Here is a 15,171-nt window from a genome sequence, read left to right on the forward strand (position 1 = left end):
TGTTCCTTTTTCCTGGTGAGCAAAGGGAGGAGGTCAATGGCATCAAGTACGGATTACGTTCAAGAATATACACAAGCACAAACGGCTTACGCACAAGGTAAATACGAAGAAGCTGCCGATATTATTAATCGGTTGATTGAAGAGTTTCCCGATGATCCAAGTGCTTTGTTGCTTAAGGGTCATATCTGTTGTTATGGCCTACAGCAGTACGATCAAGCACGGGAACAGTATGAACAAGTTCTTAATTTAACGTCTGAACCTGATTTTATCGAATATGCCCATAAAGGTCTAGAAGATGCGAATGGGCTGTCCAGTGAACCGGATTCTGTGGCTGTTGATTCATCCTCATCCACAGAGGACTTCGATAACAGCTTTCACGATATTGATGAAACCGATGATTTGAATGAGATACCCACATTACAAACCTGGCAAGACTCGGAAGAAATTGATGAGTCTGAGGATTTCGATTTAGGGGCTTTAGATTTAGATGAAGCGGGACTAGGGGATGATTTTGATTCAACCTCATCTTCGCCCTTTGCCGAATCCCAAGACAGTTCAGCTATTGAATCAGAGACGACGGACGAGGCAAGTGCTGCGGATGAATCTAATCCATTTGCCTTGTCCGGTTTAGACGAAGATAGTGCTGATTTGGAAAATGCTTATGAGTCATCGAGTGATTTTGATTTAAATGACAATCCTTTTGCTGAGGTAGATTATCAAGATTATGAGGAGGCAGCGAGTGATTTTGATCTAAATGATAACCCCTTCGCTGAGACCGATTATGGGGAGAATTTTGAGGAAGCAGCGAGTGATTTTGATTTAAACGATACTCCCTTTGCTGAGACAGACTATGAAGAGAACTTTGAGGAAGCAGCGAGTGATTTTGATCTAAATGACACTTCCTTTACCGAGGCAGATTATCAGGATCAATTTGAGGACTTTGCACCCGAGGCATCTGAGGATGATACGGCAGAAACATTTGTCATGCCTCCTGGTAGCGTCTCTGAATTTGAAGAGGCTAGGGAACAGACTTCATCACCTTATGAGTCAGAATCCCATTTCGATGAAGACTTATCAGAAGTTGATCAGGAAATGGAGGATTGGCATGATGAATCGATTGACGAGTCATATCAGACAGACCACCCCGTTTATGAAGATGAAACCCTACTGATGGATTCAGGGGAGTTGGCGGGAACGTTGCCAGCAGATACTGATGAGTTTGACTATTCGGGTGAGGAGACGGATGAGGCGATTGAGGCATTTGAAAGCCAGGACTACACTCAGGATGAATCAGACTTCGATCAAAATGGATTTAACGCTCCCGATCACTTCGACTTTGAGAGCTTTGATGATGCCTTCGGCGATGACTCGTTCACTATGGATGACATAGCGGACACTGATGCCGAAAGCTTTTCCGAAGAAAATGCTCAAGATGGCTTTTTAGACGCTTTTGATGTATTTGAAGATGATTTAGGCTCTCTTCCCGATTTCGCCATAGACGATCAGGATGAATTATCTCAACCCGGTGCGAGTGAATCAGATTTTGATGTTTTAAGTAACAGCGGAGTCATACCAGCAAGTGGCGAAAGTGAGGGAGTTAGCGAAAATGGCGATGCCGTCCGAGATGCTCATCAGCAATCGGCTCAGGGGTCTCGCTCAATTGATAGTGATGAAGAAATTTTCAGTATTGGTAGCTCCACTGAACAGGTCCCAGTTTTTAGTCAAGCTAAAGAAGGGGGACATGAAGCGATCGTTAACGTTGAGCAAGGGTGGCTGGCTCCCTTTGAAAATGCTTCCCTGAATCATAAACAATGGATTATGTCGTTTGCGGCTGGGATTGCCTCCGCTTTCGTCGTTGCCTTAGTCAGTTTTTCGGCACAAAGTATTACGGCTCGAGACACGGTATCCGAGCAACAAGCTCAACCTGCGATCGCGAATCTTAAATTCGCCCATGCCTTAGCCAGTGGTGCAGCATTTGCGGCTAGTTTTGGCATTACCCTGTTTCTGAGTCGGATCACTACTCGCCAGATTCAACAAGTCACAGCAGATTTACAAAACCAGTTTGACGCCGTTGCTCAGGGGAATCTGAATGTTAGTGTCCCCATCTACTCCGAAGGAGAACTGGGTCAACTAGCGTCAGGTTTCAATCAGATGGCACGAGTGATCCTGACCACCACCAGCGAAGCCACCCGCAAAGCCGAAGAACAAGAGCAAGCCAAAGAAGACCTGCAACGCCAGGTAATTCGATTGCTCGATGATGTGGAAGGAGCAGCACGCGGGGATCTGACGGTACAAGCTGAAGTAACAGCCGATGTTTTGGGGGCAGTCGCGGACTCCTTTAATCTCACCATTCAAAATCTACGGGAAATCGTCCAACAGGTAAAAGATGCCGCCCGTAAAGTGACCAAGGGTTCGACTGAAAGTGCGGCATTCGCTGGCAGTTTATCCAATGACGCCCTGCGCCAAGCCGAGGAACTGGCGGTTACTCTCAACTCCGTTCAGGTGATGACCGACTCCATTCAGCGAGTCGCTGAAGCTGCCCGGGAAGCCGAGGAAGTCGCCCACACGGCGGCGGATGTTGCCCATAGAGGCGGTCACGCGGTAGAACATACGGTGGCAGGTATCTTACAAATCCGGGAAACTGTGGCAGAAACAACGCGAAAAGTCAAGCGCCTTGCCGAATCTTCCCAGGAAATTTCTAAGATCGTCGCGGTGATTTCTCAGATTGCCTCCCGGACTAACTTATTGGCGCTCAATGCCAGCATCGAGGCAGCCCGAGCCGGAGAGGCAGGTCGAGGGTTTGCCGTCGTTGCGGATGAAGTGCGACAACTGGCAGACCGTTCAGCCAAGGCACTCAAAGAAATTGAGCAAATCGTCATGCAGATTCAAAGCGAAACTGGGTCGGTGATGACGGCGATGGAAGAAGGCACCCAGCAGGTTATTGATGGGACGAAACGGGCAGAGCAAGCCAAACAAGCACTGGAAGATATTATTCAAGTGTCCAATCGCATTGATGCGCTGGTGCGGGCAATTAAAGCCGATACGGTTGAACAAACCGAAACCTCCCGTGCTGTTGCCCAAGTCATGCAATCGGTCGAGTTAACTGCCCAAGAAACGTCTCAGGAAGCCCAACGGGTGTCTAGTGCTTTGCAAAACTTGGTTGGTGTGGCACGAGACCTACTCAATTCTGTAGAACGTTTCCGCGTGGAATCCAATGAGGGCAGATAGTTCTTGGACAGTGAACAGTGAACAGTGACAAATGACAAATGACGCATGAATGAAACCTCTTCCTCTAGCTTAGGATTGTGGCTCCAGCGCTTGCTAGCTGCCATTTTATTAGGCGGTCAAGTCATCGTTCATCTTCTCGGTGGCAAAATCTACCGACGCAATACCCTGGAGCAAATGGCAGTTGTTGGTCCGGATTCACTCACCATTGCCATGATCACGGCTACTTTTATCGGTGCCGTGTTTACAATTCAGGTAACGCGAGAATTTATTAACTTTGGGGCAACTACAGCCATTGGAGGGGTTTTGGCACTGGCATTGAGCCGGGAACTTGCGCCTGTGTTAACGGCTGTGGTGATTGCTGGACGAGTGGGTTCAGCGTTTGCAGCTGAGATTGGCACAATGCGCGTGACTGAACAAATTGACGCACTTTATATGCTCAAAACTGATCCCATTGATTATTTGGTCATCCCTCGTGTCATTGCCTGCATTCTAATGCTGCCGTTATTGACAATTCTCTCAATTATTCTCGGCATGACGGGCGGCGTATTGATTGCTGTTAATCTTTACAATATTCCTCAATCTGTCTTTCTGGATTCCGCCCGGAATTTCCTGGGAATCTGGGATTTGTTTACGGCGATGATTAAAGCCGCTGTGTTTGGGATGCTGATAGCCGTCATTGGCTGTAGCTGGGGATTAACCACTAGTGGTGGAGCCAAAGGAGTTGGTCAATCCACGACAACGGCAGTCGTCACGGCTTTACTCACCATTTTCATCGCTAACTTTTTTTTGTCCTGGCTGATGTTCCAAGGCACAGGCAGTGCGGTTCTGTAGTTAGGAGTATATTAGAATAGATCGATTGTGTTGATCAACAACGGAAATTTAGTCAAGTGACCTCTGCTACTTCTTCATCTTCATCAACCCAAACCATCGAACTTGCCCCTAGCTACGCGATTCCTTTGGTATTGGTTCTGGCGAGTATACCGATTGTGCTGTTCCAAATTTGGGTCGGTTTACTCATTGCTCTTTTCGGGTTATTTTTAATGATTCAAGCGGTAACCATCCGTCTGCAATTTACTCAAACGGCATTGGATGTCTATCGTTCCCAGACTCTAATTCGCCGTTTTCCTTACAAAGACTGGTCAAATTGGCGAATTTACTGGTCATCGTTTCCAATCCTTTTCTATTTTAAGGAAGTTAATAGCATCCACTTCTTGCCAATTTTATTCGATCCCAAGCAGCTTAAACGTTGCTTAGAGGAGCGCTGTCCCCAGATTTGAGTCGAGTTTAAAATTAACCCTTAGGCTGGAGAACACCTTGTATCGAAGGATCTCTTACCGGGTAACTCATTGAGAGAATAATCCCACCGTTTAAGGGTCGGGAGTGTCAATCCTTATTAGATATTAATTATTCGATGAATTCAGACGAACCACAAACCCAGGAATCCAATCCAGAACAACAACCAATCCTTGAGGAATTTGATGAAAATTCTCTAGAGCCAAAACCAGAAACAGAAAGCTCTGAGCCGTCAACTGATTCATCGGATGAATCTGACGTGACACAACCTCTAGCTGACAGGTCAAAGACTTTAGACTTACCTGCGCCAGATGATAGTCAGATGACACCATCAAGAAACCAACAGGAAACCGTCGCGAATTTAACTCAAACGATCGCTGACCTTGAGGTGCAAGAACAACAGTTGAGGCAAAAAATTGCCCAGCTACAAGCCAGCCAAAATCAGATTTTATCTGACCAATTGAGCAAAACCCAAACGACTATCCAACAAATGCTCCAAGAGGGGTTAAGTGAATTAGAGCAGCGCAAGCAAGCCCTTTTAATTTCTGTCGAGCAACTGGAACGTCGCCGAGAACGCATTCGCACGGAAATGCGAACCACATTTGCTGGGGTGTCTCAAGAATTGGCAATTCGGGTGCAGGGTTTTAAAGACTATTTGGTGGGCAGTTTACAAGACTTAGTTGTGGCAGCCGAACAGTTAGAATTAGCCGAACCGATGGCAGAATCACCCCCACCGAGGATGGATGAATCTCAGCTACCCGCCTCTTCGCCTACACCCAAATTTGCAGAACAGGCGTTTCAAGATCAGATCCGGCAAATTCGGGACATCATTGACCAATACCGCAAAATGCCAGATTATTATGGTCCGCCTTGGCAATTGCGTCGCACCTTTGAGCCAATTCATGCCGAGCGAGTGTCCAATTGGTTTTTTAGTCAAGGGGGGCGTGGGGCGATTCGCACTATCGGTAGCCGCTTACAAAATATTTTGGTCGCCTCTGCCGTGATGTCTGTGCTGCGGACGCTTTACGGTGATAGACTACGAACTTTGGTTCTTGCCAATACCCCTGAACGGCTAGGAGAGTGGCGCAGAGGATTGCAGGATTGTCTGGGCATTTCCCGCAGTGATTTTGGTCCAGAACGGGGGGTAGTCTTGTTTGAGGAAACATCAGCCTTGGTGCAAAAAGCCGATCGCTTAATGACCCAGAAGCAACTTCCTTTAATTATTGTGGATGAAACAGAAGACCAGATTAGTCTTTCAATTCTGCAATTTCCTCTCTGGTTAGCCTTTGCTCCCGATCCTCAGCAACTGAGTAATTACTAATAACATAGTCGGACAACATTAAAGTTGAGGGTTGGGATGGGGGAATAGGGAACAGGGAACAGGGAACAGGGAACAGGGAACAGGGAACAGGGAACAGGGAACAGGGGAAGCTGGGGAGATATAGGTAATGAATGTTACGATTTTCCTGCCATGCCCTTACCTGTGTCACACGCTCCCATATAAAATCGGCTAGGGGAGATGTTCCCATAAAGTCTAATTATCTCCCCTAGCTTTTTAATTGTGGAGGGTTTAAAACAATGATGCGTGAGTTGAGTTGGATTGGGCTACTGCTGATCAGTGCTTACTTACTTGGCTCAATTCCAACTGGATATTTGGCAGGACGTCTGGTTAAAGGAATTGATATCCGGGAAATCGGATCAGGATCAACGGGAGCGACCAATGTGTTGAGAAACCTGGGAAAAGGTCCAGCGTTAGTGGTTTTACTGATTGACGCGGCGAAAGGAGTTGGCGCTGTTGCGTTGGTGCATGGCTTCTTTGCCCTAACGGGATCATCGGTGATACTGGATACCTGGAAACCTTGGTTGGTGGCTGCTGTCGCGTTGGTGGCTATGTTGGGTCACAGTAAATCAATTTGGATTAACTTTACGGGAGGAAAATCAGCCGCTACAGGGTTAGGCGTCTTATTCGCTATGTCTTGGTTGGTGGCGTTGAGTGTATTGGTAATCTTTATTGGGGTTGTCAGTATCTCGCGGATTGTTTCTCTGGGTTCGATGGCAGCGGCGATCGCAGTAGCTGTGCTGATGATTGTCTTAGCCCAACCGTTACCCTACCAGATCTTTGGGATTGTGGCGGGACTATACGTGATCTTACGCCATCGAGCCAATATTCAGCGCCTATTCGCTGGAACTGAACCTCGCTTAGGAAAACCTGCATCAGCGGAAATGATCAGCAGTTAAACCGTTGTTGGTAGGGTGTAGCTTTTCCTCTCTCAGGTTAGACCGGATGTGAACTAGGATGGAGATAGTCAGTTTCCAACAACTACCGTGAACCAGTACGATCCTAAACTTGCTCAGTTTAACCTATCAGGCGTGGGCTGTTGGCTCACCCTATTAGCCACCTTTCTCTTATTGGGAACAGTTGGCTTGGGCTGGCTGGTCAACGGATTTTTAATTCTGATTGGGTTAGTCATCCTCGCACCAGTCATTGGCTGGATTGGCTTTCGCTGGTGGTTGCAGCGTAACTTGGTTGAGGATAAATGTCCCGTCTGTGCCTACGAGTTTACTGGGTTTAATCGTACCGAATGCCGCTGTCCCAACTGTGGCGAATTGTTGAAAGTCGAACAGGGTCAGTTTAACCGCTTGACGCCGCCGGGTACGATTGATGTAGACGCTGTAGAGGTTTCAGCGAAGCAGCTTGAGGATTAAGTCCATTGTCAGATATAAGGCTTAGCGGGTTCAAGCCATGGCGACTCAGTAGGTTAGTGGAAATACACTCAACGATATTAATTTCTGTAAAGCCCCTCAAACCCTAACATAAGACGGAGCTTGCTTCTTTTCGGGAAGCGAGTATGATTCAGAGCCGTTAACTTTCATTTGTCCCACCTACTGACTAATGGAGAGGGTATAACGTTGCCCTCCAGCGCGATCGACGATATAGATGTTGTAAGTGCCTTCTTCCCAATATCCGGGTGCTTCAACGGTTTGCCCTGGCGCAGCGGCTAACACACATTGTCTACCACTTGCCACGGGTTCGCCTGTTGAATTCAATGGTTCAATGATCAAAGCCGATTGACCAGCGCTTTGGAGGCTGAAGTTCAACGAACCGAAGTCTTGTTCCAATGTGATTGTATACTGCGGTTGTATATTACCCACTTGGCAATTGTTCCCTTGAGCGGAAGTGCCTTGGAGTTCCAGGGCATTAAATCCTGGCGCTAACCGTTGTACCGTCTGACTATGGAGCAAACCTGCGTTCGCTAGCAGCATCGCTAAGGTGGTTGGCACAATCATCCACTGTTTCAGTCGTTTCATTCTTTTAGCTCCACTATATGTTTGAGTCTTTCTGCAACTCATCGTCGTACATTAATAGACCCGCCGAAACTGACTCTGTTCCTGTTTGTTATTTGTCACTCGTCATTTGTCAGGGAATAGGGAACAGGGAACAGGGAACAGGGAATAGGGAATAGGGAATAGGGAATAGGGAATAAGCAATGGGCAATGGGCAATCGGGAATGGGCAATAGGCAATGGGCAATGGGCAATGGGCAATGAGCAATGAGCAATCGGGAATGGGCAATAGGCAATGGGCAATGGGCAATAGGTAAGGTAGAGTTTTGAGTTAACCTTCCCTATCTCCCCTATCTCCCTCTGCTCCCCCAGCTTCCCCAGCTCCCCCAGCTCCCCCAGCTTCCCACACCCGACACCCGACACCCGACACCCGACACCCGACACCCGACACCCGAAACCCGAAACCCGACACCCAGTAGTACCCTCAAGTCCCTTGTCAGGTAAGCGTTTTTCTTCACTATTGCCCATGACACACCGAGCGAAGCCGAGGTGTTGCCTATTGCAAGAAAGCCTAGCGCGTAGCGCTATAACCCCTAAGAATTGCCCGAAACCTTGCTCAAACCGATAAAATCAAAACATATAACCTGATTTCTACACCCTAATTCTCTTGGCAGATGGAACCGAATCGAGACGACGACCAATCTACGCCCGTGGGCAATCCCTTTCAACCGCCCTTCTATAACACCTATCCGGTGAAGAAACGGTTCAATCAAATCAGTGCTTGGTTTAACAGCCTGCCTACCGTTGGTAAAGCTATTGTGGTGATTGTCGGCGGCAGCTTGGGTCTATCCCTCTTGAAGACTGTTTTCCAACTGATTACCTCGTTAATTAGCCTCGCCCTATTGGGAATAATCCTCTATGTAGTGTATAAATTTTTCATTACCCCTAAGTCTCCCCAATAGTTGCCCACCCTTTATCCGCGTCGCGTGAGAATTGAACATGACTAGCCCTACCATAAAACAAGTCCATAATCAAGCGGTTAGTCGATCATTTTCACTGCGACTAAACCGGACATTACCGATAATGACCCGGCGGTTGGCAGCCGTGGTTCTGGAAGTGTCGTTAGTGACGGCAAGTGCGGTTATTCCGTACAGTATCGGCGAATATGCCAAAGACCATTCCCCCGCTGAACCCGTTCCGATCAACCCTGTCGTCGCAGCAACGGAAGAGGCGATCGCGAAAACCCTGGCATATCCACGAGCGCGATTAAATCGCCAGGTTGCCCCCCTGACGAATTTGTTCTGGTGTGGGGCAATTGTTATGCCTGTCGTGGTAGTCAGTTGGCAACTTTATCAATTGGGGAAAACGGGGCAAACCACGCCCAAACAGTGGTTAAAGCTGCGGGTGGTGACACCAATGGGAACACCACCGGGATTAATTCGGGCAGTTTGGCGTGAGGCAGTCGGGCGCTGGGGACTCCCCCTGGGTACAGCCTATTTGCTGTGGCGGTATACGGGCGCATTTCCCGACTTTGGCATCTTATTAGGATTGGCGGGAGTCATGCTACTCATCGAACATGGCAGTGGCTGGATTCACTCCCGACGCCGTGCCTTCCACGATCGCATGGCAGGGACTTATGTGGTGAATGCGTCTCAGAAGTTTGTATCCGGCTCATTCAACGGCTGGCAGACCGATCGGGATCACTCCGTTACCCTAGAATTTGACAACGGCTGGCGTCAACAGAGCGAAACATCCACCAATAATCAGTCTCATCATCCCTCCGTCACCACCATCGTCCTCACCTCCCAATCCTCATCTCGACAAGTCCCTCATCTGTGGGGGTGGATGCGCCGTCATCCTGGCGCAACTTTGCTAATTCTCTCGTTTGCGGGAATGGCATCGGTTTTGGGAACGTTTGTCGGGACTCAGGTATATATTCAACGTCAGGCAAATTGGCGAGAAGTTAATCAACAGAATAACGAAGTCTTTCTGGCACTGGTCAAGCAGTTGAGTTCTACCTCCGCCACCGCCCTAGAAGAACGACAGGCAGCAATTTTGGCGCTGGCAAGGCTGGATGATCCCCGTGCTGTGCCGTTTCTGGTGGATTTATTGGGACAGGAAAACACGCCGACTCTGATTGATACCTTACAGCAAGCGTTGGTGAGTAAAGGCGCTGAAGCCCTACCTCCCCTGCAACGGTTGAATCAGGCGCTACAAAATGACCGAGACACATTAGCCCGTCGAGGAACGCCAGGAGAACAGCAGTTGGTGGCATTGCGACAACGGGCAACCAATCGCGCGATCGCCAAAATTCTCACCATTTACAGCAGTCAACTGCACGACGCGGATTTGAGTCGCACTGACTTGAGTCAAATGGACACCCGTTCAGTTCAATTTACCTTAGTTTTAGATAACCTCGACCTCGCCGGACTTAATTTCCGTTCCGCCATCTTAACCGGGGGCAGTTTCCAAAACAGCCGTTTTTATGGGGCGGGTGCGGATCAACGCTGGGGTACATTTGATGATTGGATAGCGGATTTAAGTGGGGCTGAACTCAAGGAAGCCGATTTAACCGGGGCAAATTTAAACAATGTTTTAATGGCTCGCACAAACTTGATTCGGGCAATTCTTGATCGGGCAAATTTAGCTGATAGCTATCTCATTGGCGCGAACTTCAGCAGCGCTCAACTGATTGGGGCTGATTTAAGCCGAGCTGTATTAGAAAATGCTAGCTTGACCGGGGCGAATTTAGGCGAGGTAAAGGCATCTCTGGTGAATTTACATGGGGGAAGTCTTAGTCAAGTGAGTGCCGTTGGCGGAGATTTCAGCTTTGCGGATTTGACCCAATCCAATTGGCAAGGGGCGGATTTATCGGGAGCCAATTTCACTCAGGCAAAGTTACAGGATGCGGATTTGAGTTCGACGAAATTAGTTAAGGCGAATTTGAGTCAGGCTCAATTACAAAATGCCAAGCTACAGAATGCCAATTTGAGTGCAGTGGATTTACGCGGGGCGAATGTAACCGGAACGGATTTCCTAGGCGCTATGTTTGCCACAGCCTTGCCTGTTCAGTCAGATCAGTTTATCACCCGACCTCCAGCCGCCACGTCGGGAGCGCGAGTCCAGGGGGTGAATTTTGCCCGGGCGAAAAATTTAGATACCAATCAGTTGCAATATATCTGTAATCATGGGGGACGGCATCCAAAATGTCCCTAAAAAGCAGGGTTAATTTCTCCTGAGTTGACAGCATTTAGGCAACTAAGTTAGCACTAATTGTGCTGAATGAAGCATTTGTGGTTAGTGATTGAGCGCCATAAGCACTTAAGCAAAACGATAAGCCTGTTTGATCGGGTTGTTTAGTTTAGATCAAGTCTGTTCTCAGCAAAAACTCATTGAACTAATGTTTAATCGCTCTAGGTCAGATATAAAGTTGGATAACCGATGAAGGAAGAGGAAAAGGAGTTGCAGGCGTTTGCGATCGCGCGTGATGGGATTGGTGTTATCTTACTCTCAACAGTTCAGAACCCTATTCCCAATCTTCGTACTTTAAACCATTTATTCGACCAAATTCACGGGTGTTGTGAGTCACAAGAGTGAGGTCATTGGAGAGGGCGATAGCCGCAATCAGCAGGTCATTGGAACCAATGGGCGTTCCGGCTACATCTAATTGAGCGCGAACCTGTCCAGCAATGGCAGCAGCGTTGTCATCAAACGGGAGACTGATAAACTGGCTGAAGAAGCGGTTTAAATTGGCTAAGTTGCGATCACGCCTTGTACTTTTATATGCCCCGTAATAGAGTTCTGATTTCACAACTGAACACAGCCGAATATCATCTGGAGTTAGTTCTGCCAATTTTCGAGCCATGTTAGAACTTGCGCTTTCATTGAGTAGGCGAATGCAAACATTGCTATCCAGCAGATACATTACGATGCATCCTCATCAAATGTCAGTTCCTCGCGGATTTCGTAAGGAAGTTGTTCGGGACGTTTTAGCGGTTCACCCTCCCAACTGCCAATAACTTCTTCAAAAAATCTGGGTTGCCAACCCTTTGACTCTAATGGTACTGAATTGCGATCGCCAGACTTCAAGCGCTGGAAAATGACCATCACTTCTAAATCTTCATTTTTTAATCCAACTGGGACTTGAATGTGTAATACTCCATCATCCCCAACATGGGATTTCAACTTTATGCTTTCCATCGTCAACCCAACTATACAATCTGTGTTTACTCCATCAAATCGTGTATCAATCACTCCCACTCTTCTTGAGTATCTACAATTGATTTTCCAAAAGCCCAATCCGTTTCCGTTTTCGATTTGGAAGAATTTAGCCTTTCCTTTGCGCGAACTTTCACCGTGGGATTCGGGCAAGACAAGGGATGAAAACCGTACAAAATCCGGTTCTGGATAGAATTCTAGAAAAGGCTAAAAAGCCCTGTTTTTCGTAGAAAACTTCCTTGTCTACCGATCTACTTTCCTTCCTTGTCTCACCTTCACCCAAAGCTGAAAAAACCTACCCTTGTGAGTCCCCCCAGATTCTCTTAACTGAGCAGTAGTCAAGCCCCAAATCCTTTACCCCGATTTACCGAGGGTAAACAGAGACAATTCTCAAGTTGCTTGTACAACTTATCATGGTCTAAATCTTGACCGATTAGCACCAATTGATTTTTCTTGTCCCCTTTCCACTGATCATCTTCGATATTAAACCGCTTACCACTGAGATGAAAAATGTGGCGATTTGGACTCTCATCAAACCAGAGAATTCCCTTAGCCCGGAAAATATTCGTTGTCAGTTGATTGTCTAAGAAATATTGAAACTTCCGGATATTGAAGGGTTTATCACTCTGGAAGGAAATCGAGGTAAATCCATCATTTTCTAAGTGGTGGGAGTGATCATGATCGTGGTGGTGGTGATGATCGTGATGATCGTGATGTTCGTGATCGTGGTCATGGTGATGCTCATGATCATGGTGATGCTCATGGTCATGATCCGATGATTCATCAAAATACCGATCCGACTCAAACAATCCTACACTTAAAATCAATGGTAATGGCACTTGGGATTGAGTGGTGCGAATAATCCTCGCCCCCTCTTTAATTTCGCGAATTCTCACCTCCAAGGCGTCTACATCACCTTCATCAACTAAGTCGATTTTATTCAGCAGAATGATATCGCCGTAAGCAATTTGGCTATATGCCGCTTCGCTATTGAATAGATCCAAACTGAAATTCTCACAGTCTACCACGGTAACAATGGAATCGAGGCGAGTCATGTCTCGCAGTTCGGTTCCCAGAAACGTGAGGGCGACGGGTAGGGGATCAGCTAATCCTGTGGTTTCCACCACCAAGTAATCCACCTTGTCGTCCCGTTCCAGTACCTTGTAAACGGCATTGACCAAATCTTCATTAATGGTGCAGCAAATACAACCATTACTCAGTTCCACCATGTCATCCCCGGTGGTGACAATGAGTTCATTATCAATGCCGATTTCGCCAAACTCATTCACTAAAACGGCAGTCTTGACACCTTCTTGGTTGCTCAAGATATGATTAAGCAGCGTCGTTTTGCCACTGCCGAGAAATCCGGTAATAATCGTGACGGGTAAGCCATGTTTCGCCGCGTCCATGGTTGGGTCGGATGCAGACTGAGTGGTGACTGATTGCATAAGGCGCTATGTTGAACTGTCTTTAAACGTCAGAATATAGGAAGATAGCGTACAGATGTGGTTGAATAAAGCATCAAGCTGTACGCTGGATATGCCAATCCTTTCCCATTATTGCGTATCTGCTCACAACTGAGTTTACTGTTCTTTTGCCATGACCCTAACCCTGTACAATACACTGACTCGTCGCAAAGAACCGTTTTCCCCGATAGAGACGGGTAAGGTGCGGATGTATTGCTGCGGCATCACCGCTTATGACTATTGCCATTTGGGTCATGCTAGAACCTGCATCATCTGGGATACTGCCCGTCGTTATCTACAATGGCGTGGCTATGATGTGAACTACGTACAGAATTTTACCGATATTGACGATAAAATCCTGAATCGGGCGCGACAAGAGGGAACCTCGATGGAGGCTGTCTCGGAACGCTTCATTCAGGCGTATTTTGAGGATATGGCGCGGCTGAATGTGAACGATGCGGATGCCTATCCTCGGGCGACGCATTGCCTGGATGGGATTAAGCGGCTAATTTATGACCTAGAACAGAAAAATTACGCCTACCCCGCCGCTGGAGATGTTTACTATGCTGTGCGTCGTTTTGGTGAGTATGGCAAGCTGTCGGGACGCAAGTTAGAGGATTTACAAGCGGGGGCGAGTGGACGAGTCGAGGTAGCGGATGCAGAGGCGGCGAAGAAAAAGGACGCTTTTGATTTTGCCCTGTGGAAGGGTTCTAAGCCCGGAGAACCTGCCTGGGAATCGCCTTGGGGGGCGGGACGCCCTGGCTGGCATATTGAGTGTTCTGCGATGATTCGGGACAATTTGGGGGACACGGTGGATATTCATGCCGGGGGATCGGATTTGGTGTTTCCCCACCACGAGAATGAAATTGCCCAATCAGAAGCGGTGACGGGTCAACCCTTGGCGCGTTACTGGTTACATACGGGGATGGTGATTGTGAATGGGGAGAAGATGTCGAAATCCCTGGGGAATTTTATCACCATTCGGGATTTACTCGATCGCCCCACTGATCCGATGGCGGTACGGTTGTTTGTCCTCCAGGCACAGTATCGCAAGCCCTTAGATTTTACCGATGAGGCGTTGGCGGCGGCGACGAATGGTTGGCATACGTTGAAAGAGGGATTGCTGTTTGGCGTTCAGTATGGTGAACAACTGGGGTGGCAAGACTCAGATAAACGGCAAACTGCGGCGGTAGAACGCTTCCAAGCTGCTGTTGATGATGATTTCAATTTCGCAGAGGGGTTAGCTGTATTATTTGAACTGGCAAAAGAGTTGGGGCGCGAGGGGAATATTTTAGTACATGAAGGCAAAACCCGGACATCGCCCCAGGAATTAGAAGCACAATGGCAGACATTGGTGGAATTGGCGCAGGTGTTTGGACTTGAGGCGCAAGGGGAGGAAATTCGTCAGGAATCGACGAGTGGATTAAGTGATGCAGAGATTGAAGCGCTGATTCAACAACGTACCGAGGCGCGGAAACGGAAGGATTTTGAAATGAGCGATCGCATTCGGGATGAACTCAAAGCCCAAGGGATTACGCTGATTGATCAACCCGGTGGTGTCACTCGTTGGCATCGCAATTGAATGCGGGATCTGTATGGCTAATCTTCCCTAGGAGGGACGGATTGGCTCAATGCTTTTGAAACAATCAACCTAAGTGAGGCAGGTGAGTAGAATAGGCTTT

At 47.8% G+C, this 15,171-nt stretch carries 14 protein-coding genes; 9 read left to right on the plus strand and 5 right to left on the minus strand.

Annotated elements, in window-relative coordinates:
* Window positions 1-36: 36 nt before the first annotated feature.
* From RIE73_RS13350 to RIE73_RS13375, 6 genes are all read left to right on the plus strand, one after another.
* Window positions 37-3,228: a methyl-accepting chemotaxis protein gene (locus RIE73_RS13350; protein ID WP_446401636.1), complete on the plus strand. Its 3,192-nt coding sequence runs from the start codon at window positions 37-39 to the stop codon at window positions 3,226-3,228.
* A 45-nt stretch (window positions 3,229-3,273) separates the two neighbouring features.
* Window positions 3,274-4,059, plus strand: coding sequence for an MlaE family lipid ABC transporter permease subunit (locus RIE73_RS13355; protein ID WP_446401637.1), 786 nt, complete (start codon window positions 3,274-3,276; stop codon window positions 4,057-4,059).
* Window positions 4,060-4,115: 56 nt separating this feature from the next.
* Window positions 4,116-4,505, plus strand: coding sequence for a DUF3119 family protein (locus RIE73_RS13360; RefSeq protein WP_446401638.1), 390 nt, complete (start codon window positions 4,116-4,118; stop codon window positions 4,503-4,505).
* Between the two features lie 134 nt (window positions 4,506-4,639).
* Window positions 4,640-5,842, plus strand: coding sequence for a DUF3086 domain-containing protein (locus RIE73_RS13365; RefSeq protein ID WP_446401639.1), 1,203 nt, complete (start codon window positions 4,640-4,642; stop codon window positions 5,840-5,842).
* Between the two features lie 257 nt (window positions 5,843-6,099).
* Window positions 6,100-6,759 (plus strand): glycerol-3-phosphate 1-O-acyltransferase PlsY, encoded by a 660-nt coding sequence (plsY, locus tag RIE73_RS13370; RefSeq protein ID WP_446401640.1) that lies wholly within the window; start codon window positions 6,100-6,102, stop codon window positions 6,757-6,759.
* 87 nt (window positions 6,760-6,846) lie between these two features.
* A complete protein-coding gene (locus RIE73_RS13375; protein WP_446401641.1) occupies window positions 6,847-7,227 on the plus strand; it encodes a hypothetical protein in 381 nt (126 codons plus the stop codon).
* 177 nt (window positions 7,228-7,404) lie between these two features.
* Here the strand turns inward: RIE73_RS13375 and RIE73_RS13380 are convergent, their stop codons facing one another.
* Both RIE73_RS13380 and RIE73_RS13385 read right to left on the minus strand, forming a co-directional pair.
* Entirely contained in the window at window positions 7,405-7,830 is a 426-nt protein-coding gene (locus RIE73_RS13380) for a hypothetical protein (protein ID WP_446401642.1), read from the minus strand.
* 306 nt (window positions 7,831-8,136) lie between these two features.
* On the minus strand, window positions 8,137-8,277 hold the full coding sequence (locus RIE73_RS13385; RefSeq protein ID WP_446401643.1) for a hypothetical protein: 141 nt from the start codon (window positions 8,275-8,277) through the stop codon (window positions 8,137-8,139).
* Window positions 8,278-8,479: 202 nt separating this feature from the next.
* Here RIE73_RS13385 and RIE73_RS13390 point away from each other — a divergent pair, with 202 nt between their 5' ends.
* The gene (locus tag RIE73_RS13390; RefSeq protein ID WP_446401644.1) at window positions 8,480-8,767 is read left to right on the plus strand and encodes a hypothetical protein; all 288 of its coding nucleotides are present in this window, start codon (window positions 8,480-8,482) and stop codon (window positions 8,765-8,767) included.
* A 37-nt stretch (window positions 8,768-8,804) separates the two neighbouring features.
* On the plus strand, window positions 8,805-11,021 hold the full coding sequence (locus tag RIE73_RS13395; RefSeq protein ID WP_446401645.1) for a pentapeptide repeat-containing protein: 2,217 nt from the start codon (window positions 8,805-8,807) through the stop codon (window positions 11,019-11,021).
* A 310-nt stretch (window positions 11,022-11,331) separates the two neighbouring features.
* On the opposite strand, the gene vapC is transcribed toward RIE73_RS13395, so the two are convergent.
* From vapC to RIE73_RS13410, 3 genes are all read right to left on the minus strand, one after another.
* Window positions 11,332-11,730 (minus strand): type II toxin-antitoxin system tRNA(fMet)-specific endonuclease VapC, encoded by a 399-nt coding sequence (vapC, locus tag RIE73_RS13400; RefSeq protein ID WP_446342656.1) that lies wholly within the window; start codon window positions 11,728-11,730, stop codon window positions 11,332-11,334.
* Window positions 11,730-11,990, minus strand: coding sequence for a hypothetical protein (locus RIE73_RS13405; protein WP_446401646.1), 261 nt, complete (start codon window positions 11,988-11,990; stop codon window positions 11,730-11,732). Before RIE73_RS13405 ends, vapC begins: the two co-directional genes overlap by 1 nt.
* 371 nt (window positions 11,991-12,361) lie before the next feature.
* Complete coding sequence (locus RIE73_RS13410) at window positions 12,362-13,471, minus strand: CobW family GTP-binding protein (protein ID WP_446401647.1); 1,110 nt, start codon at window positions 13,469-13,471, stop codon at window positions 12,362-12,364.
* A gap of 151 nt (window positions 13,472-13,622) precedes the next feature.
* On the opposite strand from RIE73_RS13410, the gene cysS reads away from it, so the two are divergent.
* Window positions 13,623-15,071: a cysteine--tRNA ligase gene (cysS, locus tag RIE73_RS13415; RefSeq protein ID WP_446401648.1), complete on the plus strand. Its 1,449-nt coding sequence runs from the start codon at window positions 13,623-13,625 to the stop codon at window positions 15,069-15,071.
* Window positions 15,072-15,171 lie beyond the last annotated feature (100 nt).

This window comes from Coleofasciculus sp. C1-SOL-03 (assembly GCF_040220555.1).
Taxonomy (GTDB): Bacteria; Cyanobacteriota; Cyanobacteriia; order Cyanobacteriales; family Coleofasciculaceae; genus Coleofasciculus.